Raw genomic sequence first — 25,320 nt, 5'->3', positions numbered from 1 at the left:
TAAATACTCGACAACGTCAAATATATTCCCGACGTCGTCAAAAACAAATTACACTTACATAAAAACAGACATACATTGCATAGAAAATCGGAAAACATCGAATGGGAAATAAAAAAAGCCTCCGGTGATTGCGTTCACCGGAGGCTTCTCTATTTTATATTAGGTATAATACAAATCAGATTCTCGCAAGCGTCGTAACAATAAAGTCCCACGTACGGGCAACAGACGGAATGCTTACGCGCTCGTCAGGAGAATGCGGATGCTGCAGATCCGGGCCGATAGAGATCATGTCCATATTCGGATAGGATTCCTGGATAATGCCGCATTCCAAGCCGGCATGCATAACCTTTGCTTCCGGTTTCTTTCCATACAGGTCCAGATAAGCCTGCTGCATAATCTTCAGGATCGGCGAATCGATATTCGGCTGCCAACCGCCATAACCGCCATCGTATTCAACTTTGGCACCTGCCAGTGAAAATACGCTTTCCAGGCTCGAACAAACAGCTTCCTTGCGGCTCTCGGACGAACTGCGAACCAAAATCTGAATCTCAATCATTTCGTTCGAGGACTTTACAATTGCCAGGTTTGTCGACGATTCGACCGTGCCGGGAAAATCCATCAACATACTGATCACACCATTCTGACAGCCCTCTATCGCGTTGATCAGATCATCCTGAATCTCTTCCGGAATGAGAGTTGCCGGCATTTCGGTCATTTCGGCCACGAAATGAATGCCGTTTTCAATACCTTTATATTCGGAACGGTACATTTCCTGATAATCGGAGACAAGTTCCCAAAGGGCTTCCACATTATCACCCGGAATTGTTATGATAGCAAACGCTTCACGCGGGATCGCATTGCGCAACGAACCGCCCTCGATAGATGACAAGCGAACCCCATAGTCGCGTACCGCTTCTTTCAGGAAACGGAATATCAACTTATTCGCATTCGCGCGTCCCAAATGAATATCCACGCCCGAGTGGCCGCCTTTCAGGCCTGTCAGACTGACCTTCACTGCCACGTCGCCTTCAGGGATATAGGTATCTTCCTTAAACTGCATGGAGACATTCAGATCGGCACCACCGGCACAGCCGACAAACAGCTCACCTTCTTCTTCCGAATCACAGTTCAACAAGATTTCCCCTTTCAGGAAACCCGGCTTCAGACCGACCGCCCCATCCATTCCGACTTCTTCATTAATGGTGAAAAGAGCTTCCAGCGGACCATGCTTCAATGTCTTGTCTGCCAGGACAGCCATAGCAAAAGCGGCGCCCATGCCGTTATCGGCTCCCAATGTCGTTTCGCGGGCTTTCACCCAATCTCCATCTATATAAGCATCGATCGGATCGGTTAGAAAATCATGTTTTACTGAAGAGTTCTTCTGCGGAACCATATCGAGGTGGGACTGCATGGTCACGGTCTTGTGTCCTTCCATTCCCGGAGAAGCCGGTTTACGAATCAAAACGTTTCCCACTTCGTCCTGCAAGGTTTCCAATCCCAATCCTTTACCAAAAGCTACCATAAAACGGGTTACAGCCTCCATATGTCCGGTAGGACGAGGAATTTGCGTAAGGTCATAGAAATAACCCCAGACTGGCTGCGGAGAAAGATTTTTGATTTCTGCTGACATAGAAGTTAAATTTAATTTGTGCTACTTTTATTTTTATGCAATAGTATTATTCATTAACAGCGACCGGCACTTCCTTGTTCGTGAAGGGCAAAGCCACCACGCCAAACAAACCGGTCAATCCGAGCCATGCGGTTTGCACCGTATGGACTACCAGTGCGAAAGCTGCCGCATCGGTTTCCTTTACCCCGAAGCACATCAGAGTGGCGATCACCATAAAGTGCCACGGGCCGATACCTCCCTGGACGGGTACTGCCACGGCGATACTGCTCATTGTAAAAGCGATCAGACCGACCGTCACGCCCAGGTCACGGGTAAAGTCGAATGCATAGAAAGTGATGTAGAAATAGAGGAAATAACCTGTCCAGATCGACAAGGTTTGAATCACAAAAAGACCTTTACGCTTCATCAGCCAGATACTCTTCATTCCGTCCCAAACGTTCTGCAACATCGACTTTGCTTTCTTGACCAGCGTAAAGTTACTCATATATGTGAATATAAACCAAATTCCGGCGATAAAAATTACGCCTGCCACGTAAATCCATATCGAATTGAACATAGACTGGAAGCCATCCAGCAATGCCGGGTTCTTCGCAAAGAAGCTACGGAAGAAATCAAAATTGAAGATAATGATAGACATCGTGATCAGTCCGACCATAATGGTATCGCTCACACGGTCGATCAGCAACGTACCCAACAAGCGGGTAAACGGGATCTTATCATACTTGGTTATCACCCCGCAACGCCAGACTTCGCCCACACGAGGCAGCACAAGGTTCACGGCGTAATTTCCCAACACGGCGTAAATCACGTTATTAGTCTTCACCTTATCACCCAACGAGCGGATCAGCAATCCCCAACGCAGTCCCCGGATTATATTGGCTCCCAAACCGAACAAAAGCGAAAAAAGAATGATGTCGTAGCGGACGCCTTTACGAATTACATTCCAGATCTCGCCGATATCCATCTTACTGTACAGATACCAGAGTAGTAAACAACCGAAAGCAAGCGGGAGAATGATCTTAAGAAACGTGCGTAGAATTGTTTTAAAATCCATTATGCGTAGATGACTTTAAATTATTTGTTGTATTTTTGTACGTCTGCAAAGATAAGCATTATATTTAAATACGAACACATTACACCAAAGAAGTGGATGAGATTAGTTAAGCCAAAGAAAGCGCTAGGACAGCATTTCCTGAAAGATCTGCAAATAGCTGAACGTATTGCAGATACATTGTCCGATTACAAGCAATTGCCTGTACTGGAAATAGGCCCGGGCATGGGCGTCCTCACCCAATTCTTATTAGAAAAAGGACACGATCTGACAGTAGTGGAACTGGATATGGAATCGGTCGATTACTTAGAACAGAACTTTCCCGCCCTGGAAGGCAAGATTCTGGCGGAAGACTTTTTGCGCCTGGATCTCAGCCGGTTGTTTCCGGACCAGTTTTGCGTGATCGGTAATTATCCTTATAATATATCCAGCCAGATATTTTTCAAAGTGCTCGATTATAAGGAACATATTCCTTGCTGTTCAGGCATGATACAAAAAGAAGTAGCCGAACGCCTTGCCGCCGGTCCGGGCAGTAAGACATACGGCATCCTGAGCGTCCTGTTGCAAGCCTGGTACGAAGTGGAATATCTGTTTACGGTCAGTGAAAAAGTGTTCGACCCGCCTCCAAAGGTCAAGAGCGCGGTGATACGGATGGTGCGGAATGACCGGAAAACGTTGGGATGCGACGAGAAGCTTTTCAAGACGGTTGTCAAGACTTCATTCAACCAACGCCGCAAAACATTGCGTAACTCGATGAAGCCCCTGTTGGGCAAGGATTGTCCCGACTATTCGCTCCCGATCTTCGACAAACGACCGGAACAGCTATCCGTAGAGCAATTCGTGGAACTGACGCTGATAACGGAACGAAACGTAAACGATTTATGATTTCAGATTTATGATTTATAACTTATGGAACGTGTATTGTTTCATAAATCATAAATCATAAATCATAAATTCTCCCAAAATGATTGAACTGACGAAAGATTATATAGACAATCTGAAAGACATCATCACCGAAAAGGATGACACAAAGATTAAGGAGATACTGAACGAACTCTATCCGGCGGATATAGCCGAACTGTATCAGGAACTTAGTCTGCAAGAGGCGATCTACCTCTATCTGCTGATGGATGGCGAAAAGGCAGCGGATGTCTTGATGGAACTGGACGAGGAAGACCGTCACAAGTTACTGAAGGAACTCCCGAACGAACTGATTGCCAAACGCTTCGTGGATAACATGGAGACCGACGACGCTGTAGACCTGATGCGTGAGTTGGACGAAGATACCCAGGAAGAGATTCTTTCGCACATCGAAGACGTTGAGCAGGCGGGCGATATCGTCGACCTGTTGAAATACGACGAAGATACCGCCGGCGGTTTGATGGGTACCGAAATGATCGTGGTGAACGAGAATTGGAGTATGCCCAAGTGTATCGACGAGATGCGCAAGCAAGCCGAAGACATGGATGAAATCTATTATGTATACGTAGTAGACGACGACGAACGCCTGCGCGGAGTGCTCCAACTCCAGAAACTGATCACCAATCCTTCCGTCTCAAAGATCAAACACGTGATGAAGAAAGACCCGATCTCTGTCCGCGACAGCGACAGTATCGAAGAAGTGACCGAGACGATCGAGAAATATGACCTGGTCGCCCTGCCGGTCATCGACAGTATCGGGCGCCTCGTCGGACGTATCACCATCGACGACGTTATGGACGAAGTACGCGAACAGCACGAACGTGACTACCAGTTGGCTTCCGGTATCTCGCAAGACGTGGAAACTTCGGACAACGTCTTCACCCAAACGGCCGCCCGCCTTCCCTGGTTGCTGATCGGTATGATCGGCGGTATCGGGAACTCCCTGATTTTAGGCAATTTCGAAGGAAACTTTGCCGTCAACCCCAAGATGGCACTGTTTATCCCGCTGATCGGCGGGACAGGTGGGAATGTGGGTATCCAGTCTTCCGCCATTGTGGTGCAAGGTTTGGCAAACAACAGTTTGAAGGAAGGAAACATCCTGCCCCAGATACTGAAAGAATCTGTCGTTTCGCTGATTAACGCCAGTATTATCAGTTTAGTCGTATTTATTTATAATTTCTTTATGTTAGGCGACAGAGGTATCACCGCTTCCGTGTCCTTAAGCCTGTTTGCGGTCGTGATGTTCGCCAGTATTTTCGGGACGCTGGTTCCCATGACACTCGATAAACTGAAGATCGATCCGGCGTTAGCTACGGGACCGTTTATCACGATTACAAACGACATTATCGGTATGATGATCTATATGTTCATTGCGTCTGCATTGGCCGGATAGTTAAATATTATATGCTGTAGAACATATTTTCCGCAAAGGTGTTATCTTTGCAGCGGTTATCTAAAAGACAGTAAGAATATGCTAATAGAAGCATTTTACATCCTCTTCTTCTATTTTACAGGAGAGTTTGTCAGTTATTTTATCGACGGATTTATTCCGGGTAGCGTAATTGGAATGGTGTTGTTGTTCCTGGCGCTGCTATTTAAGGTGGTCAAACCAAATAAAGTAAAGAAGCTCTCCACGCTCCTAACCGAAAACATGGGGTTGTTTTTCCTGCCGGCAGGTGTGGGATTGATGAATTCGCTCGGCATTATCTCCCAGTATTGGGTTGTGATCGTAACAGCTTCAGTAGTCAGCACCATACTCGTAATTGCCAGTGTGGCGCTCATCCAGCAAAAGTTAGGAAAGGAGACGGACGGACATGAATAACCTGGCGCAATCGGAAGTATTCTCCCTGACTTTGGTAATCGGCACTTATCTGGCATCTTTGGCTTTGTACAGAAAGACGCGTATCAGTTTGCTGCATCCGCTTATCACCTCCATATTAGTCATTATTGTTGTCCTGAAAGCGATGGATATCGAATACGAGTCGTTTCAGAAAGGCAGCCACCTGATCCATTTCCTGCTGGGGCCGTCGGTCGTGGCGCTGGGATATGTACTGTATGAACAGATCCAATATCTGAAAGGGAATGTGATTTCAATCCTGACGTCCGTCTTTGTCGGTGCGATTGTGGGGATTGTCAGCGTTATAGCGATCGGTAAGCTGATGGGAGCAGATGCCGCGTTGGTCGCCACGCTCGAACCGAAGTCGGTCACAACACCGATTGCGATGGGCATTGCTGAGAAATCCGGCGGCATTCCTTCCTTGACAGCCGTTATCGTGGTAGCGGTCGGGATATTCGGCAGCATTGTCGGGCCGTTCGTAATGAAAGTGTTAGGCATTGAAAGCCGTATAGCAAAAGGGCTGGCACTTGGTGCTTCTTCACACGGTGTCGGTACTTCCGTTGCGATCCAGATCGGTGCGGTGGAAGGGGCTTTGAGCGGGCTTGCCATCGGATTGATGGGGATCATGACGGCTATTCTTGTCCCGGTTATCAGTTTTATTATCTCGCTCTTTTAGTTTGCCTGTCATCCCGGACTTGAGCAGGGATCGCATTTTGCCTCCGTATACCCTCTGCTTATCAAACTGATTTGCAACCTATTTCTAAATAAAAATGCAGAAGTTTATTGCTACTTTAAGAGGAAAACACTACTTTTGCACCCGAAATCCATCACGAGATAAATTAACAATATAATATAAAACACATTAGTATGATTAATTCACAGGACATCAAGAAAGGAACATGTATCCGTCTGGACGGTAAACTCTATTTCTGCGTCGATTTTCTTCACGTAAAACCGGGAAAAGGTAACACGATTATGCGTACAACCCTGAAAGATGTTGTAAAAGGCGGTCAGATCGAACGTCGTTTCAACATCGGTGAAAAACTGGAAGACGTACGCGTAGAACGTCGCCCGTACCAATATACATATCAGGAAGGCGAACACTATCACTTCATGAACCAGGAAACGTTTGATGATGTTATCATCGACAAAGATCTGATCAATGGTGTAGACTTCATGATCGAAGGTCAGATAGTAGACGTTGTTTCAGACGCTTCAACAGATACTGTTTTATTCGCTGATATGCCTGTAAAAGTACAGTTGAAAGTAACTTATACCGAACCGGGCATCAAAGGCGATACAGCAACCAACACTTTGAAACCTGCTACAGTAGAATCAGGTGCCGAAGTACGCGTCCCGTTGTTCATTGAAGAAGGTGAAATCATCGAAATCAATACACAGGACGGTTCTTATGTAGGACGTATCCGGTAAAACAGTTGAAAGTGGAAAGGTGTTGGTTCACTTTCAACTTTCAACTTTCCACTTTCAACTAACAAAGTCTTGCTATGAAAATAAAAGAATGGGCAGAAGAAGACCGCCCGCGCGAAAAAATGTTATTGAAAGGTATTGCTTCCCTTAGCGATGCCGAATTACTTGCCATCCTGATCGGTTCCGGCAACAGCCAGGAAACCGCAGTCCAACTGTCACAACGTATTCTGGGTTCCGTCAATAATAATCTGAATGCCTTAGGCAAATTATCCGTCAAAGAGCTGATGTCTAAGTTTAAAGGCATCGGAAAAGTCAAAGCGATCATAATCAATGCCGCTCTCGAGCTTGGGAAACGGCGCGGCAACAGTACACCTGTTCAACGTCCGACCATCCACGCCAGTAAAGACGCTTACCAGCTCTTCCACCCTCTGCTCTGCGATCTTCCCCACGAAGAATTATGGATCGCACTCATGAACCGCTCTTTACAGGTAATCGAGAAGGTCAAGATCAGCCAGGGCGGGATAAGCGAGACATCCGCCGACCTGTGCCTGATCCTGAAAGCCGCGATCAATGCCCTTGCAACAGGCATCGTCGTCTGCCACAACCATCCTTCGGGCAACACCCGTCCCAGCCGGCAGGACGACCAACTGACACAACGCCTCCGGGATGCCGCCCGTCTGGTCGAAATTAACCTGTTAGACCATATTGTCCTGGCTGACGGCAGTTATTACAGTTACTCGGATGAGGGGAAACTTTAGAGAATGGGAAATAGGGAATTAAAGAGAGGGAGAAAGAGTTGAACAATGGGGAGTTAGGGTTGTTCTCTTATTAATTGGCTGTTGTCAATTGTCAATTCTCAATTATTTATTAAGTTTGCATTCAAATTAAAGAAAGATGAACAACGAATTCCTCCAAACAGAAGAAGCGATTGTCGCCATGCTTAAAACCGTATACGACCCGGAAATACCGGTCAACGTCTACGATCTTGGCTTGATCTACAATATAGAGGTAGACGACGAGAAGAATGTCCTCATCGACATGACGCTCACCGCCCCCAACTGCCCTGCTGCCGATTTCATTCTGGAAGATGTCCGGATGAAGATAGAGGCTGTCGAAGGCGTGAATAACGTAGAAGTGAACTTAGTGTTCGAGCCGGAATGGGACAAGGACATGATGTCCGAAGAGGCCAAACTGGAATTAGGTTTCCTCTAATATACATCCGAAAGAAAAAACAAACTCCTTCCGATAGAAACATGAATTCCCTTCGAAAGAAAATATATTTTGCATCGGACGCACATCTGGGCGCCCGTTTCCATAAAGACCCGCTTGCTGTCGAAAAGAGACTGGTACGCTGGTTAGACAGCATCAAAGACGAGGCGATGGCAATTTATTTCTTAGGAGATATATTCGACTATTGGTATGAATATAAATATGTCGTGCCGAAAGGCTTCGTCCGCTTCCTCGGAAAATTAGCTGAGCTATCCGACAACGGAGTGGAGATCCATATCTTTATCGGCAATCACGACATCTGGATGTTCGACTATCTGCCGAAGGAGATCGGTGCTATTATCCACCGGGATGTGCTCACCATAGACCTTTTAGGCAAGCGGTTCTTCCTCGGGCACGGCGACGAGGTTGACTATCGCAGCAAAGCGTTCCGTTTCCTCCGTGCCCTTTTCCGCAATCGATTTTGCCAATGGCTGTACGCGGGCATCCATCCTCGCTGGACATTCGGTTTCGCTCTCGGCTGGTCGCTCAACAGCCGCAAAAGCGGACTGAAAAAGCATAAGACAAGGGAGGCTCCCGAATACCAGGGAGAAGACCATGAATATATGGTCCTCTTTGCAAAAGATTACCTCAAGACACATCCGGACATCAACTTCTTTATCTTCGGCCACCGCCATATCATGCTCGACCTGATGCTTTCGCGGACTGCGCGGCTCCTGATCGCTGGCGACTGGATGCAATACTTCTCCTATATCGTATGGGACGGGGAAACGCTCTGTATGGAGCAGTTCGAAACGGAATAAAAAGAGAATTAGTTTTTACTAATATTTATCTTTACATTTGTATAATCATATATTAAATAAAAAGGCGATGCAAATTGAACTCTCCAATATAAACAAGATCAAGCATGCTTCAATTGAAGTCGGCGGCTTAACTGTCATTACCGGGATCAACGACTCTGGTAAAAGTACAGCAGGTAAAGCTTTGTTCTGTGCAATCAAAGCTTTATCAGGCAGTGAAGGAGATTCTTTTAAATACAAAACCCGTATCGTTCGCGAATGTATTGACAGAATATATAGATATACTCGCACCGGATATTCTATAGCAACAAAAGAAAGAGAAATAGAAATAGGGAGAGATGAATTTATTCCGCCTCGCTTCATGAACAGCATTCAGCCTTTCATAAACGACATGGATAATCCTATTATCCGACTTGAATTCGATAAATTCATACAACAGAAATATTCAATCATACGGCAACTCAGAATTTCAGACATAGGAAAAGAGAAAGCTCTTAACAACTTAACAGAAATACATAATACCCTTCTTAAGTCCAACAATGGAACAATATTACTGAACGACGCCTTCCAAAGAGCCATTGATTCTGAATTTATCCATAACATTTGTACAGAAGGGACGGAGCAGTCGTCTGTCACATTATCCGATGAGACAGGACAATGTCTTTTTACGATTCAAGACAATCAGGTTGTCAAATCTTTTAAAGACGAAAGTTTTTATCTACCAATAGGAGATGCAACTTTTTTAGAAACACCTTTATATCTGCAACTAAACGATCTATTATCCAAAAGCCGTAGTTTGTTTGATGTTATTAGCGGGCGTAACGAATATCGTTTTGCCCCTGTCATTCCTTTTCATATCAAAGACTTAATGAATAAATTGGAAGTGAGTAAATATCCGACTCCCTCTTTATTCACCAAAGAATGGGAAATTTCCCGCATCATAGGCGGAGAATTCAAATATGATAAAACATTAAGAGATTTCTATTTTTCAACGACAAAAAATGGGACGAAATTAAAACTACAAACCATGAATGTTGCCTCAGGAATCAAAACTTTTGGAATTATCCAATTGCTGTTAGATGCAGACGAAATCAATTCTGGAAAAATGTTAATCATTGATGAACCTGAAAACCATCTTCATCCGAAATGGCAAATAGATTGTGCCCAATTAATTGTCAAGATGGTAAAAGAAGGGATTCCTGTTATGGTCAGTTCACATAGCCCCTATTTTATACAGGGGGTTCGTTATTTTGCACATCAGGAACAAATCGAGGACTTAGTCAAATACTACCTGACTGAAAATGATGACACATCAAATCTATCTACCATAGAGGATGTAACTACTAATTTAAATATGATATTCAAAAAACTATCAGAACCATTAAATCATATTATGAATCTGAAATGATAGAGCAATTATTAGACTACATCAATTCATTAGGTTGGTTACAAACATCAACTATCTGCCAATTGCATAATCCTTGTAAGGTAAATATAGCTTGTCCTCACAGAAGCCAGACTGTAATCATCGACTTTGATCATATAAAGGATTTATACTGCAAAGGGCAAGAACCACTTGCCTCAGTTGATGCTATTTATAAAAATGAAGAACTTCTTTTTATTGAAATAAAAGGTTGGAAAAAATATTTAGAATATCATCTGCATGATATTTCTCAGAAAGGTATTAAAGAACAAATCACAAAATATAAACTTGAAAAAAAGCTACAAGATAGTTTAAGCATCCTGGATATATTGGTTAGTAAAGCGAATATAAGCGATCCTCATCTATTCAAATCGCTACCCAAACAATATATAATCGTTACAGATATTTCTACAGAAAATGATCCATTAGAAAAATTCGCAGAAAACCTTACATTTCTTGCAACATTTTCATCTGGCCTTAACCTATGGGACGCTACGGAAGAACAAATAGAACGATTCCCTTCCGACAAATTTTCAGAATACAACATATCCGGTCCATTCCTTATTTATTGCAAAGATTTTGACCATTTCATTTTATAAAAAAAGACTGCTCCAACCGGTGTCGGAGCAGTCTAAACACTAATCCTAATGTTTTGTAAGCTGTGAGGATTAGAATAATTATTATTTACCTAATATATCCATTGTATCGGCAGCGATCATATATTCTTCGTCTGTCGGAACCACGATAATCGTGACCTTGCTGTCCGGCGTGCTGATGACCATTTCTTCACCGCGCATACCTTCGTTCTTTTCAACGTCGATCTTCATACCCATATATTCCATGTTTTCACAAACAACACGACGTGTCGCCCACTGGTTTTCACCGACACCACCGGTCCATACCAGGATATCGCAACCGCCCATAGCTGCAGCATAAGCACCGATATATTTCTTGATACGGTAGTTATAAACGTCCAATGTCATAATGGCCCGTTCGTCTCCCGCTGCTACCGCATTTTCCAAATCACGCATGTCGGAAGAACCGCCTACCAAACCGGCAACACCGCTCTTCTTGTTGATCAAATCCGACAAGCCGTGACCATCCAACCCTTCCTTATCCATAATGAAAGAAAGAGCGCCGGCATCTACGTCACCGCAACGAGTACCCATCAGCAGACCTTCAACCGGAGTCAGCCCCATAGAAGTATCGACACATTTGCCGTGGTCTACGGCAGCAATGGAACCACCGTTGCCGACATGGGCCGTAATAATCTTCTGTTCTTCATAAGGGACGCCCAGGATTTCACAAGCACGACGGGAAACATAGCGGTGGCTTGTTCCGTGGAAACCGTAGCGACGCACACCGTATTTCGTGTACATTTCGTAGGGCAAACCATACATATAAGCCTTAGCCGGCATTGTCTGGTGGAAAGCCGTATCGAAGACAGCCACCTGGGGAATACCCGGAATCAGCGTTTCCATCGCATCGATACCCTTCAGGTTAGCCGGGTTATGCAGCGGAGCCAGGTCTGAACATTCGATTACCTTGTTGATCACATCCTGGTCGATCTTCACGCTGGAAGCAAACTTTTCACCACCATGTACCACGCGGTGGCCGACAGCGTCGATTTCATTATATTCCTTGATGCAACCGTATGTCTTGTCTGTCAGGATACTCAGGATAAATTCGATACCTTCTTTATGGCCAGGCATCTCTTTTTCCAGAACAACTTTCTTACCGTCCTTGTCAGTCAGCTTCAGGAATGCACCCGGCAGACCGATCTTTTCGATACCACCCTGTGCCATCACTTCGCCGGATGTCATATCGAACAATTTATATTTGATAGAACTGCTACCGCAGTTTAATACTAATACTTTCATGATTTAATGATTTAAATATGGATGTTATTGTGTAGAGACGCACGGCCGTGCGTCTCTACAGGGAATGTATATTATTTTGCAGCTTTCAGACCGATTGACTGGTTACATGCAATCGCAACCATCTTATAGATATCGTCAACGGAGCAACCGCGTGACAGGTCGTTAACCGGAGCAGCCATACCCTGCAGGATAGGACCTACAGCTTCTGCACCACCTAAACGCTGAACCAGCTTGTAAGCAATATTACCAACTTCCAGAGTGGGGAATACCAAAACGTTAGCCTGTCCGGCGACATCGCTGCCCGGAGCTTTCAATGAAGCGACCTTTTCCACCAAAGCGGCATCGGCCTGCAACTCTCCGTCAACCTTCAGGTCAGGAGCCATTTCTTTTGCCAGACGGGTAGCTTCGACAACCTTGTCGACCATCTCGTGAGAGGCACTGCCTTTTGTAGAGAAACTCAACATGGCGACACGCGGTTCCATACCTACGATATCGCGGGCTGTAGCAGCCGTAGCGATAGCGATGCTCGCCAGTTCGGGAGCTGTCGGATTCGGCATTACGGCACAGTCGGCAAACACCAGAACACCATCTTTACCATACTGGGGAGTTTTTGTAAACATAAGGAACGCACCTGAAACGCAACTCATACCCGGAGCAGTCTTGATGATCTGCAAAGCAGGACGCAACACGTTACCAGTCGTGTTCTGTGCACCTGCGATTTCACCGTCGGCATCGCCGGATTTAATCATCAGGCAGGCAAGAAACAAAGGATCTTCTACTAAAACGGCAGCCTTTTCGGGAGTCATACCCTTTTTCTGGCGCAACTGGAAAAGCAGGTCTGCATAAGCGGCTTTCTTTTCGTGATTCTTCGGATCGATAATAGTAGTTTGTCCAATGTGGTTTAACCCGTATTGTGCAGCCAGGCTGTTGATTTCAGCGGGGTTGCCAATCAGGATAATGTCTGCAACTTCGTCGGCCACTAAACGGTCGGCAGCTTTCAATGTTCTTTCTTCTGTTCCTTCAGGAAGAACGATACGCTGTTTGTTTGCTTTAGCGCGTGCAATAATCTCTTGCATTAAGTCCATAGCGGAAGATCTGTTTTTATTATATTGTTAGTTAGATATCACGATAATCGGGTACAAAAGTAGGCAAAATGCAATATAGAGTTTGCAAAATCGGTAAAAGATTTACATGCAGACCTGTCAGTTTCAGAACATTTAACAATAATTTGTTACTTCCTTCTCCCCTGACAAGATTTGTTGCAAATCTTCTGCCGTAACGTTCACCTCCAACTTGCCATTATGAGCGACCGATATCTTCCCGCGTTCTTCCGAAACGATGATTACCAGCGCATCCGTCTCGAGCGACATTCCCAGACCTGAACGATGACGCAACCCCATATCTTTCGGCAGACTGGCGTTCTGGGCAACCGGAAGAATACAGCCGGCAGCCTTGATGCGATTGTCTGCAATAATCATGGCTCCATCATGCAAAGGGCTGTTCTTAAAGAAGATATTCTCGATCAGACGGGCATTGACATCAGCATTAAACATTTCACCGGTATGCTCATAAACGGTCAGATCGACATCTTGCTGGATACAGATCAGTGCACCGGTCTTTTTCTTCGCCATATTCATACAAGCCAGGACAACCGGGGCAATAAACTTCCCTTCGTTCTCCTTGTCGTGGTTCTTCTTCGAAAATATCTTTCCGAGGAATTTCCATCCCCTGTGCGAACCGAGCGCCACCAGAAAACGGCGTATCTCATCCTGAAACAAAATCACCAGCACAAGGAAACCGACACTGATAAACTTGTCGAGTATCGCCCCCATCAAGCGCATCTCCAACACCTGGGAAACCAGAATCCAGACAATGATAAACGACACAACCCCGCTAAAGATAGCCAACGTACCGGAATTCTTCATCAGCTTATACGTCTGATACAGGAAGAAGGCTACCAATAAGACATCAATCAGGTCTTTTATTCCGAAATTCATCCACATAATATTAACAGTTGAAAGTTGAAAGTTGAAAGTTGAAAGTTTTTGAGACGAGTTTGACTGCTTCTACTGCGGCTTTTACGTCGTGGACACGAAGGATATCCGCCCCATTCAACAAAGCGATCGTGTTCAGGACGGTCGTCCCGTTCAGGCTGTCGGCAGGTGTTCCTCCCAAGTATTTATAAATCATGCTCTTACGGGAAACACCGACGAGCAGAGGCAAACCAAATTCTTTGAACTCGCACAAATGGCTCATCAATGTATAATTCTGATCCACCGTCTTGCTGAAACCGAAACCGGGGTCCAGTATAATATCGTTCACTCCTAATAAACGAAGCTGCCGGACTTTCCTGGCGAAATACAACATAATATCCTCCATCATATCCTCATAATCCGTATGCTGCTGCATCGTCTGGGGAGTTCCGCGCATATGCATCATTATATAAGGTACATGCAAACGGGCAACCGTCTCAAACATTTCCGCATCCAATTCACCACCCGAAATATCATTGATTATTGCCGCACCGTATTCTTCGACACAACGACGGGCCACATCCGCCCGGAAAGTATCGACAGACAGGGCTACATCCGGATAATGTGCATTTAGTATCTTCAAGGCAAAAGCCAGACGTTCCATCTCCTCTTCCGGTGAGACTTCGACGGCATCGGGTCGGGAAGAGTAGCCTCCAAGATCAATGATCTGCCCTCCTTCGGACAAAATCGCCTGTATACGTTCTTCAACAGCAGCTTCCGTCTGTTTCCGGCTGTCGGCATAAAAAGAATCGGGAGTGACATTCAAAATTCCCATTACCAGCGGAGTATCGAGCGAGGTAAGCGTCCCTCTAATATTGAGCGTTTTATGTAACATTCTTATTTTTCTTTCCGACAAAGATAAAGGTAAATACATTAAATCACTACATTTGCGCGAAATAACTATCATAGAATTTATAAAGGAGAAATTATGACTATTCCTGAACTATATGAATTGTTTATACACAATCCGAAAGTAACAACCGACAGCCGTAACTGTCCACGCGGTTCGATTTTCTTTGCACTGAAAGGGGAGAAATTTGACGGGAACCAATATGCAGAGAAAGCACTGGCTTCCGGTTGCGTATATGCTGTAATCGATAATCCGGATTATTTTACCGGTGAACGTACGATCCTCGTGGACGACGTGCTGACGACCTTACAGCAATTGGCGCACCGCCACCGTAAAGTGATCGGCTGTCCGATTATCGGTATCACCGGAACAAACGGAAAGACAACGACGAAGGAACTGTTGGCCGCCGTCCTGTCTACCAAATACAACCTCCTCTACACCGAAGGCAACCTGAACAACCATATCGGTGTGCCTCTCACCTTGCTTCGCCTGACGCACGACCACGAAATGGCTGTGATCGAAATGGGAGCCAGCCATCCGGGCGATATCAAAGAGTTGGTCGACATCGCACAGCCGAACTACGGGATTATCACCAATGTCGGACGTGCCCATCTGGAAGGTTTCGGATCTTTCGAGGGCGTGATCAAAACAAAAGGTGAATTATACGACTATATGCGCCGTACGAAAGGTAAAATATTCATCAATCAGGATAATAAATATCTAACAGACATTGCCAAAGGAATCGAGCAGGTTACATACGGTTCCGATGAAACGGCTTTTGCCTGGGGATGTGTTGTCAGCAGCAATCCTTACCTGACTTTCGAATGGAAGCAGCAAGGTAAGATCCATACGGTGGAAACCCGTCTGATCGGCAATTACAATCTGGACAATGCTTTGGCTGCCGTTGCCGTAGGCCGTTTCTTTAAAATTCCTGCTGAACGCATCAGCCGTGCCATTGCCGCTTATGAACCGACAAACAATCGTTCGCAACTGAAAAAGACAGAAAAAAACGAACTGATCATCGACGCCTATAATGCCAATCCAAGCAGCATGAAAGTCGCCTTAGACAATTTCGCCACAATGCCTGTCTCACCCAAAGCTCTTATCCTAGGCGATATGCGAGAATTAGGCCCAACAAGCGACGAACTTCATGCCGAAGTCATTGCCCGAATCAAGGAAGGCAACTACGACAAAGTATTCCTGTGCGGAGAACATTTCCTAAAAGCAGCCGGAAAAGATTTTGCTACGTTTGCTACAACAGAGGAATTGATCGAAGCCTTACGCAAGAATCCGCTGAAAGGGTTTCATGTGTTGATAAAGGGGTCGCATGGGATGGCGCTGGAGAGGGTGGTAGAGGTTTTATGACTTCTTCCTTTTCTTTTTTGGAGAATAAATACCCCTAAGAAACTGGCACAAACCTTTTACATTGTGCTATTTCTTAGAGGTATCTCAAGTTCTTGAAAAGCTTTACTGAATAATGAATAAATACAATATCGAATATGATTCTTTGGGGATCAAAATCCAATATTCTTATTACTTATATTTACCAGAACTCCTATTTACTTAAAATGCAAATCACAGAAATTCATAAAACACTCCCAATCGTAGTCCGTCACATCATGCTTACCAGCCCGTATATGATAACCTACATCATTCATAATTGGTTGATGAACAGCCGGAGGGACAGGCGACTCCAGCCCTTTCATTTTGTATAATTTATAAACCTTATTTGTATGATATGCAGACAAATATTCACCTTTAGGATCAGCCCAAAGATCACCTTCTGCACTCGCTACATAAAGATGACGCGGTGCTATTAAAGCCAGCATCTCATGCTGATCAAAAGGCAAATTCTCTTCATTACCTGCATATTGACTAAATGCAGGACAAAACCAATGAGAAAGAACAGTTGTTATGCGAGCAATATTTTCCCCATAAACCCTTTTAGACAAGGCGGCTCCCCCACAGCCAGAATCATTTGATATGACTACTTTGAAACGTGAATCCTGGGCTCCAGACCAGAGTGCAGCTTTCCCCTGCCTAGAATGTCCCATTATTGCAATTTTACTCATATCTATTCTTTCCTCACGTTCCAAATAATCCACTATACGACTTGATCCCCAAGCCCAAACTCCAATTGCTTCCCATTCATCATGATTTTTGGATCCAGATATATAATCAGGGAAAAGAGAGGCTACACTATAATCTCTCAACTCAGCACGATCCGGGTAGATATCATGATAACACATAGTTGCTACGGCATATCCACGTTCTATTATTTTATCATAACACCAACGGTTTTTCTGTGCCCCCCTTTTCCATACAGGGCTATCCTTACCATGTACAAATCTTAATCCTGGAGAATAGTAAATTGATGGTTCTAATGTTGTCGTTTGATTCCCCATAAAATTATATCCAACAAACACAGGTACTCTTCCCTTTACATGGTTAGGAATATATAATAATAAAATTGCATCTATAGTTTTTTTCCCATTTGTAAAAGTAAACAATATTTGTTTACAAGTTGCTTTACCATTCATTGCTTTAGGATCACAAGCCAATAAGGTATAAGACACATCGATTTTATCAGCCGGCGTCCGTCCATAGACCTTAGACATAAATATCTCTAAAATTTCCGGCCTTCTTATTTTCTCCCATTCGTCCGCAGTGGTTACTTGCTGTCCATCATTACAAATGAGAGGATTCGGCAGCACAAAATCAGGCACTTTACTCTCATCATAGTTTATTCCTTTTATGATCGCTTGACCACAAGCGAAATTATAAATCAAGGAAAGAAATAATATATAAAAAAATGATCTCATGAGTTATTCTATTTTTAATAAGACATCCATTTATTATAATTGACCAACTTTAAGCGGTTCTACATTTTTCTCTGCACCAGGATAACCGATATTTTGGTTTATAACCCCTTTCGTATTCGCGTTAATAGCTGATGCAGGAACTGGCCATAACAGATGATGGACACTGATTTTATATTCAGCCCAACGATGCTTGATACCTTTATTATAAAAATTATTCTTCGCATTTACCCAATCATACCAAAAATTGATTCCCTCTTGTTTAATATTAGAGCCAGCACCTCCAGGCCCTGATATATTATCAAGGCTATAGCTTCTTCCAAAATATTCACAATTTTTACCTGTATGAGCATAAGTAAAAGCTATACGAGTAATTTCCACATGTCTATTTTCTTCATAATATAGTTCACGCGCCCGTTCATCTAAAATTGAACCAATATTAATATCTGAAGCAGTCAAAGATTCTGCTCCAGCTCGATTACGGACAACATTCAACATTTCCGCCACTTTAGCCGGTTGCTCTTTCCAATAATACGCTTCCGCCATTAATAGATAAACTTCTGCTGAGCGATAAATGTACATAGGAGTTTCACCTCCCCAATACCAACTTGAAGAAAGCGGATCCGGAACATATAACTTATAATGGGGCCATTGATACCAAGCTCTAATAGAATCTTCTACAGACATTGCTGGATTTTTCACCAAATGTGTACCATAATAAATATTTCCACTTGTTTTTAACGTTGGATCATTATAATACAAGTCAGATGGACTTACCCAACTATCACGATTATAAACACCTCTTAAATCGTTTCTTTCCTTTTCCGTCCATATAGTGTACTGATAATAATTAGTACAACGAGCTCTCCCAATTCCTCTTCCATACGTTTTATTAATTTCATATTGAGATTCTACATTATTCGTATAAACAATTCCAGACATTCCATCCGGAGTTGTAACTCCGACTACGCGCGGAATTGTATTTCTCATCAATTGAGATCTTACGGAACCTTGAGCATTAGGGTAAGATACAATATACATCAATCCCTCGGTATTCGATATATCCATTTTTGCCTCAACACTATGCAGATCATGCATTAAATTCGTTTTAGGTTTATTCTGATTTGAAGTAAAACGAGTTGTTATTAAAGGGTGTTCAGCTACTATAGATTGTCCGATTTGTATCGCTTCGTCAAAATGCCCCAAACACATATTTATTTTCATCAGCAAAACCCCACAGGCACTTTTTGAAACCTTACCACGATTAACATTGTCAGGTACATTCTGATAAGAGTACTCCAAATTTCGTTTTAATTCTTCCAAAATACTCCACCTGTCATAAGAATAAAAATCTGTTTTAGGCTCTGCCAATTCATAATCTAACCAAGGTACATCTCCAAATTGATGTACCAATTTATAATACCAATAAGCTCTATGGAAATAAGCTTGCCCCAATATCCGATTTTTCTCTTCTTCATTTGCGAACTTCCCTTCGTTGATACGAGCAATTATTATATTTGCAGATTTAATAGCTTTGTAACCATGCGTCCAATACCATCCGACACGAGTATAATCCATATTATTCAAAGGCATATCGGGTAATAGAGATTTATCCATATCCATCTGAGGTCCAGCTTTATCAGTAGTACCTTCAACACAAATATCCGATTGTATCATCTCTGTAAGAATAGCACATCCATCTCCATTATACTCGTCATGCATTTCAGCTTCGCATGCGGACAAAGTAGCCTCAAAACCATCGGCTCCAACATAAGTATCTTCTGGAGTATGAAAAGATAATGGTTTAGGTTCTAACCAACTATCCGCACAAGAATTGAGCGATAAAAAAGCTACAACAACGCATATATATATATTCTTATTTTTCATAATCTAATTTTTACAAAGTTACATTAATACCTAAATTAAACGTACGAGGAGTAACAGAGCCACTTTCTGGATCCCAAAAATTCCAATGAGGAGCAAAAACGGCTGCATTCTGAATACTACCGGACAAGCGGAGAGACTGTATTGCAAATTTATTTATCCATTCTTTCGGAAAATGATAAGATAGCGTCACATTTTCCAAACGTACAAATGACTTGCTTACATAATTAGTTCCTATATTTTTTGAGCCAATGCGTGCATAATCATTTATCGGATTTGTTGTCGTCCATCTTGGAAAATCATAGTCCGATGTTCTGTCAGGAAATGAATAATTATTGGCTGCCCTTTGAAAAGCACCATAATATCCTAAATAGGAATATAAAACAGCCGATAATGAAAGATTTTTGTAAGTCCATTCATTCCTCAAAGTCCAACGAAAACGAGGAGTTGTATATCCTTGGAAAACTTTATCCTTATTATTCATAATACCGTCTCCATTTTGATCGATATACTTAAAATCACCAGGTTGACATCCATAAACTGCAGCTTCCTCACGTTCATCTTTCTGCCAAACTCCCACTCTCTCATAATCCCAAATACGATCCGGATCTTGACCTATAAACCATTTATTAGTTTCATCATCCGATTCTCTTTGCCCAGTAACATTTCCATTCTCATCCAAGACATCGACCATATCACCGTAAAGGCTATTTATTTTTCTTCTATTTAGAGAAAAATTACCAGAAGCAAACCACTTAAAATCATTTGTGCGAATGATGTTTGCATTCAATGTCAATTCAAATCCTTTATTCTGTAACTGGCCCAAATTGGCTGTTACACTATTAAATCCGGTAACATCGGGTAATGCCCGTTTTACCAACAAATCATTGGTTTTAGATACATAAGTTTCAATGGACCCACTCAACAATTCATTAAACAATGAAAAATCCAAACCAAAGTTAAACGCAGCTGTCCTCTCCCATTTTAAATTATGGTTTGCCATCGTATTTACAAACATCTGAGAAATTGTATAGATATTTCCTGTCTGGTCAATATAAGGTCTCAAACTTGAATTCATTTGAGCCAATGCAGCATACTGACCAATATCTCGATTTCCATTTTCTCCCCAAGAAAGTCTCAATTTTGCATAATTAAGCCAAGAGTTTGTTTGCTGCATAAACTGTTCTTGAGTAAAAACCCATCCTAAAGCGACAGAAGGGAATGTAGCTCGAGGATTTTTCTTTCCAAATGCTGAATATCCATCACGTCGGATAGAAGTTGTCAACATATATTTGTTATTAAACGAATAAAATAGACGAGCCATTAAAGCGTCTCCTGTTTGATAAGTATCGTCACTTGAAACTTTTTGTACTGATCCCGATTGTAATTGATGATACCCTAAAACATCATTAGGCGTATATCCTTGAGCCTCTGCTGTAGTGGACCAATGTTGAGATTTTTCTGCATTAGCTAACAATGTGACTTCTATTTTATGCTTCTGAGCAAATTCTCTTTTCCAACGAATTATATTATCTATTTGCCAACTGAACTGCTTGGTGTTTGTTCTAACCGAAGCTCCCCCGATGGCTTCCCACTTTTCTCCCTCAGATGAATAATGGTTATAATAATCATGCCAACTATAATAAGGTGTAAAGTTCAAACTATATTCAATACCGAATGGTAGTTTCACTTCTGCATATAATTTTGCATTTAGATTTTGATACAAATCTTTCCTTTCTGTATACATATTATCATAAAAAGGGTTGACAGGATCCATCCCAGTCGGATTTCGTCTATAAGGGCTTTCCAAATTATCCACTTCATTTGCTCCATAAGGTGAAATCATGGTCATTTGTTCCCAAAGACTCTTCAAAAAACCTTCATTTCGAGATGAAAATTGAGTATTCATACCTACTGCAAGAAATGACGTGATTTCTGTTTTCACATTCATTCTTGCTCTAAAGTTTGTATATTTATCTCCGGTAATAATGCCATCCCTATCTGCCCAGTTTAATGAATAATATTGCGATGTCTTTTCTGTTGCATTCGAAACGCTAACTGTATAATCCTGTTGTAGTCCCGTTTGAAATACAAGATCATCCCATTTTGTGATTCTACCCGCAAAATAATTATCAATTTCAGGGGTCAATAAATTCAGACGAGACAGCCATTGAGTCTCTAATTGTTTATCAGTGACAGATGTAGCGGGTATACTCTGGTCATAATTATACCATACAAGCGGGTCTACACCTTGCAAATTGAATGGATTTACAAATATTTGAGGGTATTTCGCCAAATATTCATCCGAGTTTCTCCCTTCATTATAGTCCTGCCTAAATTTTAAGAATCCATCAGCATCCAATATTTTAGGCTGATTGGCAGATTTTGCAAAAGAGATATTTGCATTGAAATTAATCACAGGCTTCCCTTGAGCTCCTTTTTTCGTTGTAATCGCAATAACTCCATTTGCAGCTTTTGCCCCATACACAGCAGCAGAACTCGCATCTTTCAAGACATCCAGACTTGCTATATCTTCGGGTGTTATATCAGACAAATTCCCCTCATAAATCACTCCATCCAAAACAATAAGAGGCGAACTACCTGCTGACAAAGTACCTTTACCACGAACAGCCAAGTCTGCTTCTGCTTTAGCATCAGTTGCGATACCAATATTCAGACCAGCCGCATTTGAGCGTAAAATATCTTGTACATTTCGAGGTGCTTGAGCCGATAATTTCTCGGCTTTAACGCTGGAAACAGCTCCTGTAAGGTCTTTCTTTTTGGCTGTTCCATATCCGACCACCACTACCTCATCTAAGACCTCCGTATCTTCTTTCAGCTTGATATTGAAACTTGACTTGTTTGCAACAGTAACTTCTTGTGGGATATAGCCGATATAACTTATGATCAACGTGCCATTTTCGCTGACTTCCAATGAAAAATTTCCATCCACATCTGTTATCGTACCATTCGTCGTTCCCTTTTCTACAACATTTGCTCCTATAACAGCTAAACCAGATGCATCGACTATCTGTCCGCTCACTTTCTTCTTTTTCTCTTGGTTGGCCCACTTAGAGGCAGGGAGTAACGTAATATAGTTATTCTCTAACTTATAGCCAACTCCAGTATTTTTAGCAATCATCTCCAGATAGTCGACGACTGTAGCCGTTTTTTCTTGGAAAGAAACAATCCTGTCAACATCCACATCCTGATCCCGGAACACAATCAGGTAATCCGTTTGTGCCTCGATCTCCTTGATCAGCTGTTTTATTGTCATACTATTCTGTCTGAGTGTGATTTCCGCATTTTGTGCCCCGGCATCTACAGCCATCAATTGACATACGCATATAAACAATAGGAAAAGCGATATTCTCATAATCCTAAAAAAATATTTAATGCAATTATTATGTATAATAAAAGGCCATAACAAAGTTTTTCTTTTCATATCTTTGTTCTAATGTTTTAAAGTGAATACTAAAAAATTACGACTTGTGTTTGCTTTAACTCTGGCGGCAGTTGTTGGTAGCTTCTGCCGCTTTTGTTTTCTTTTCTACTGTTCTTTCATCATAGGCTATACGTTTTTATGTTTGACATGTTGTTATTTTAAGGTCACTATGTTCCGCTCTGTGTCTTTCTCTACTTTGAATTTGCGGATTTGCTGTAATACGCGGAAAACATCGTCAAGGCTGTCGCGCTGCCTGAATTTTCCCGTATAAGTATCCTTGAATAAGGATGTGTCTTTCACTATAATCTTTACGTCATAGTAAAGTTCCATCTTTTCCAGAATGTTGATCAATGGTTCATTCTCAAAGGCATAGATACCGTCACGCCACAAGAAATGGGCTTTCAGGCGAATCGGTTCAACTTTCATCTTCCCATTCGAGACCGTCACCTGCTGATCCGGTTCCAAGATAACTCCTTCATTTTCCTTGTCCCGCAAAAAGACACGTACGGAACCTTCCAACAAACTCGTTTGTACATATCCGGTCACAGGATAACTGCACACATTAAACTGGGTTCCTAAAACTTTCATATCGACATCATGCGCAGAAACGATAAAAGGCCTGGAAGGATCTTTCGCAACTTTAAAGAAGGCTTCACCCTCGATCGTAACATTCCTCCTATCACCGGTAAAATGAGCCGGATAAGTCAGCTTCGATTTTGCATTCAGCCAGACTTCCGTTCCGTCCTGCAAGACTAATTGCGCCCGCTGCCCGGCAGGTGTGTACAAAGTATTCATCACATTCTCCGATAAATACTCCGGCTGTTCAGTCTGCGCGTACCAATAAGTCAATAAACCTGTAGAAACGACTAAAAAGAGAATGGCAGCCGCATACCCAATCCGGCGTGTCCAACACTTCCACAGCACGGTATGCTGCTTCTGCAAAATAAAGCGGTCGTATTTCCGTTTGCCGATTGTTTTATCCTGCACCTGATGTCCTAAGTTCAACAAGGCATATAGATTTTGATATTCAGCAAATTCTTTTTTGAGTTCTTCACTCGCCTCGACATCGCGCAACAAGGATAGTCGCTCTTCCGTGGAAAGTTCCTCATAAAAGTATTTATGTATCCGTTCGTTCATATTTTCCGCTTTTGTTCTTAATAAACGGATCAGGAGACCAAAACCCCCAAAAGAATAAACAGATTTTTTTAATTAGCAAGCAAAAATAGTAATAAGGGAAGGTAGTCTTTCAATTCGCCTTTAATTTTCTTATATGCGATAGCCATTTGGTTTTCAACGGTTTTCAGGGAAATATTCAATTCGATTGCTATATCTTTCTGCTTTTTTCCTTCTATTTTGCTTTTGACAAAGATTTCCCGGCATTTTTCAGGCAAAGAATCTATAACTTCAGTAATGATCCGTTCGATATCCTGCTCGGAGAGTATGGACTGGTCGAATAATTCCAGGGAGGCAAGTTTCATCCGCAAAGTAGCCTGATATTCTTCTTGCATCAGGTTGACAGCTTCCTTCACGACAATGCGGTGACGTAAGAGATCGATACAACGGTTCTTGATCGAGGTAAAGAGCAGGGCGACCAAATTCACATCATAGGCCAGAATTTCTTTCCGTTCCCACAGTTCGGTAAATACATCCTGGACAATGTTTTCCGCGTCTTCTTCCGACACGACATACTCCAGGGCGAAATATTTCATCCGTGAAAACCATGAGACATATATTTCTTCAAAATGGTCAGATAGTATTTTCTTTTCAGCCAGCATCTTTTTTTTGTGTGAATGAAATCACGGCGTTCTCGATCTCCAAACTCTAATCTTTAAATTATATATGAAGTGTGAGAGCTGTGACTTATCTATCAAATAGGGCTCTGGAAAACCTTCGGGAGTAAATAAGCAACATACTCCCACACCATATTTACGGATACGATGCGGGATACGTTAACTTATTCTTTCCCTTTCAAATTTTCCAGATTTTTATTTGAAAGAATCAGTTAAACAACGCAATTGTGCTATTTGCACAATGCAAATATAGTAATAGTTATTGGTTAAACAAGTGAACTGTATTCCATATTCAGGACACA

The 25,320-nt window shown here is 42.6% G+C and carries 22 protein-coding genes; 11 read left to right on the top strand and 11 right to left on the bottom strand.

The genetic code is table 11. The annotated features are described in order from the left end of the window. Nucleotides 1-175: 175 nt before the first annotated feature. Nucleotides 176-1,630 carry an aminoacyl-histidine dipeptidase gene (locus ACPYIV_RS17775; RefSeq protein WP_293739407.1) on the bottom strand — a complete coding sequence of 485 codons (1,455 nt, stop codon included), beginning with the start codon at nt 1,628-1,630 and terminating at the stop codon, nt 176-178. A gap of 46 nt (nt 1,631-1,676) precedes the next feature. Continuing rightward, nucleotides 1,677-2,684 (bottom strand): lysylphosphatidylglycerol synthase transmembrane domain-containing protein, encoded by a 1,008-nt coding sequence (locus ACPYIV_RS17770; RefSeq protein WP_293731877.1) that lies wholly within the window; start codon nt 2,682-2,684, stop codon nt 1,677-1,679. A gap of 96 nt (nt 2,685-2,780) precedes the next feature. On the opposite strand from ACPYIV_RS17770, the gene rsmA reads away from it, so the two are divergent. The 10 genes from rsmA to ACPYIV_RS17720 all read left to right on the top strand — a co-directional run bounded on the left by rsmA (nt 2,781) and on the right by ACPYIV_RS17720 (nt 10,916). After that, complete coding sequence (gene rsmA, locus ACPYIV_RS17765; protein WP_293731878.1) at nt 2,781-3,566, top strand: 16S rRNA (adenine(1518)-N(6)/adenine(1519)-N(6))-dimethyltransferase RsmA; 786 nt, start codon at nt 2,781-2,783, stop codon at nt 3,564-3,566. 79 nt (nt 3,567-3,645) lie between these two features. Next, nucleotides 3,646-4,995 carry a magnesium transporter gene (gene mgtE, locus ACPYIV_RS17760; RefSeq protein WP_293731879.1) on the top strand — a complete coding sequence of 450 codons (1,350 nt, stop codon included), beginning with the start codon at nt 3,646-3,648 and terminating at the stop codon, nt 4,993-4,995. Between the two features lie 78 nt (nt 4,996-5,073). Continuing rightward, nucleotides 5,074-5,424 (top strand): CidA/LrgA family protein, encoded by a 351-nt coding sequence (locus ACPYIV_RS17755; protein ID WP_293731880.1) that lies wholly within the window; start codon nt 5,074-5,076, stop codon nt 5,422-5,424. After that, nucleotides 5,417-6,115, top strand: coding sequence for an LrgB family protein (locus tag ACPYIV_RS17750; protein WP_293731881.1), 699 nt, complete (start codon nt 5,417-5,419; stop codon nt 6,113-6,115). Before ACPYIV_RS17755 ends, ACPYIV_RS17750 begins: the two co-directional genes overlap by 8 nt. A 191-nt stretch (nt 6,116-6,306) precedes the next feature. Continuing rightward, nucleotides 6,307-6,870 carry an elongation factor P gene (gene efp, locus ACPYIV_RS17745; protein WP_293731882.1) on the top strand — a complete coding sequence of 188 codons (564 nt, stop codon included), beginning with the start codon at nt 6,307-6,309 and terminating at the stop codon, nt 6,868-6,870. A gap of 74 nt (nt 6,871-6,944) precedes the next feature. Beyond that, the gene (gene radC, locus ACPYIV_RS17740; RefSeq protein ID WP_293731883.1) at nt 6,945-7,625 is read left to right on the top strand and encodes a RadC family protein; all 681 of its coding nucleotides are present in this window, start codon (nt 6,945-6,947) and stop codon (nt 7,623-7,625) included. Nucleotides 7,626-7,761: 136 nt separating this feature from the next. After that, nucleotides 7,762-8,079: an SUF system Fe-S cluster assembly protein gene (locus tag ACPYIV_RS17735; protein ID WP_293731884.1), complete on the top strand. Its 318-nt coding sequence runs from the start codon at nt 7,762-7,764 to the stop codon at nt 8,077-8,079. A 41-nt stretch (nt 8,080-8,120) separates the two neighbouring features. Continuing rightward, a complete protein-coding gene (locus ACPYIV_RS17730) occupies nt 8,121-8,897 on the top strand; it encodes a UDP-2,3-diacylglucosamine diphosphatase (protein ID WP_425884329.1) in 777 nt (258 codons plus the stop codon). 67 nt (nt 8,898-8,964) lie between these two features. After that, entirely contained in the window at nt 8,965-10,302 is a 1,338-nt protein-coding gene (locus tag ACPYIV_RS17725) for an AAA family ATPase (RefSeq protein ID WP_425884327.1), read from the top strand. After that, complete coding sequence (locus ACPYIV_RS17720) at nt 10,299-10,916, top strand: hypothetical protein (RefSeq protein ID WP_293731887.1); 618 nt, start codon at nt 10,299-10,301, stop codon at nt 10,914-10,916. Before ACPYIV_RS17725 ends, ACPYIV_RS17720 begins: the two co-directional genes overlap by 4 nt. A gap of 81 nt (nt 10,917-10,997) precedes the next feature. Here ACPYIV_RS17720 and ACPYIV_RS17715 read toward each other — a convergent pair whose 3' ends face one another. The 4 genes from ACPYIV_RS17715 to folP all read right to left on the bottom strand — a co-directional run bounded on the left by ACPYIV_RS17715 (nt 10,998) and on the right by folP (nt 15,065). Beyond that, complete coding sequence (locus tag ACPYIV_RS17715; protein ID WP_293731888.1) at nt 10,998-12,197, bottom strand: acetate/propionate family kinase; 1,200 nt, start codon at nt 12,195-12,197, stop codon at nt 10,998-11,000. Between the two features lie 71 nt (nt 12,198-12,268). Next, on the bottom strand, nt 12,269-13,282 hold the full coding sequence (gene pta, locus ACPYIV_RS17710) for a phosphate acetyltransferase (RefSeq protein ID WP_293731889.1): 1,014 nt from the start codon (nt 13,280-13,282) through the stop codon (nt 12,269-12,271). A 132-nt stretch (nt 13,283-13,414) separates the two neighbouring features. Then, entirely contained in the window at nt 13,415-14,200 is a 786-nt protein-coding gene (gene cdaA, locus ACPYIV_RS17705) for a diadenylate cyclase CdaA (protein ID WP_293731890.1), read from the bottom strand. A gap of 4 nt (nt 14,201-14,204) precedes the next feature. After that, nucleotides 14,205-15,065 carry a dihydropteroate synthase gene (folP, locus tag ACPYIV_RS17700; RefSeq protein ID WP_293739413.1) on the bottom strand — a complete coding sequence of 287 codons (861 nt, stop codon included), beginning with the start codon at nt 15,063-15,065 and terminating at the stop codon, nt 14,205-14,207. A 93-nt stretch (nt 15,066-15,158) separates the two neighbouring features. Between folP and ACPYIV_RS17695 the strand changes: the two genes are divergently transcribed. Continuing rightward, a complete protein-coding gene (locus ACPYIV_RS17695; RefSeq protein ID WP_300761869.1) occupies nt 15,159-16,445 on the top strand; it encodes a UDP-N-acetylmuramoyl-tripeptide--D-alanyl-D-alanine ligase in 1,287 nt (428 codons plus the stop codon). Nucleotides 16,446-16,639: 194 nt separating this feature from the next. Here the strand turns inward: ACPYIV_RS17695 and ACPYIV_RS17690 are convergent, their stop codons facing one another. The 5 genes from ACPYIV_RS17690 to ACPYIV_RS17670 all read right to left on the bottom strand — a co-directional run bounded on the left by ACPYIV_RS17690 (nt 16,640) and on the right by ACPYIV_RS17670 (nt 25,003). After that, nucleotides 16,640-17,902 carry an acetylxylan esterase gene (locus ACPYIV_RS17690; protein ID WP_293731893.1) on the bottom strand — a complete coding sequence of 421 codons (1,263 nt, stop codon included), beginning with the start codon at nt 17,900-17,902 and terminating at the stop codon, nt 16,640-16,642. A gap of 33 nt (nt 17,903-17,935) precedes the next feature. Next, the gene (locus ACPYIV_RS17685) at nt 17,936-19,786 is read right to left on the bottom strand and encodes a RagB/SusD family nutrient uptake outer membrane protein (protein WP_293731894.1); all 1,851 of its coding nucleotides are present in this window, start codon (nt 19,784-19,786) and stop codon (nt 17,936-17,938) included. Nucleotides 19,787-19,796: 10 nt separating this feature from the next. Further along, nucleotides 19,797-23,114 (bottom strand): TonB-dependent receptor, encoded by a 3,318-nt coding sequence (locus ACPYIV_RS17680; RefSeq protein ID WP_425886533.1) that lies wholly within the window; start codon nt 23,112-23,114, stop codon nt 19,797-19,799. Nucleotides 23,115-23,381: 267 nt separating this feature from the next. Further along, nucleotides 23,382-24,365: a FecR family protein gene (locus ACPYIV_RS17675; RefSeq protein ID WP_425884322.1), complete on the bottom strand. Its 984-nt coding sequence runs from the start codon at nt 24,363-24,365 to the stop codon at nt 23,382-23,384. 68 nt (nt 24,366-24,433) lie between these two features. Continuing rightward, nucleotides 24,434-25,003: an RNA polymerase sigma-70 factor gene (locus tag ACPYIV_RS17670; RefSeq protein WP_293731897.1), complete on the bottom strand. Its 570-nt coding sequence runs from the start codon at nt 25,001-25,003 to the stop codon at nt 24,434-24,436. Nucleotides 25,004-25,320: the final 317 nt, after the last annotated feature.

Source organism: Parabacteroides vesiculifaciens, from assembly GCF_049860805.1.
GTDB lineage: Bacteria > Bacteroidota > Bacteroidia > Bacteroidales > Tannerellaceae > Parabacteroides.
Note: the sequence above shows the minus strand (reverse complement) of the source record. Positions and strands in the feature narration are given on the sequence as shown.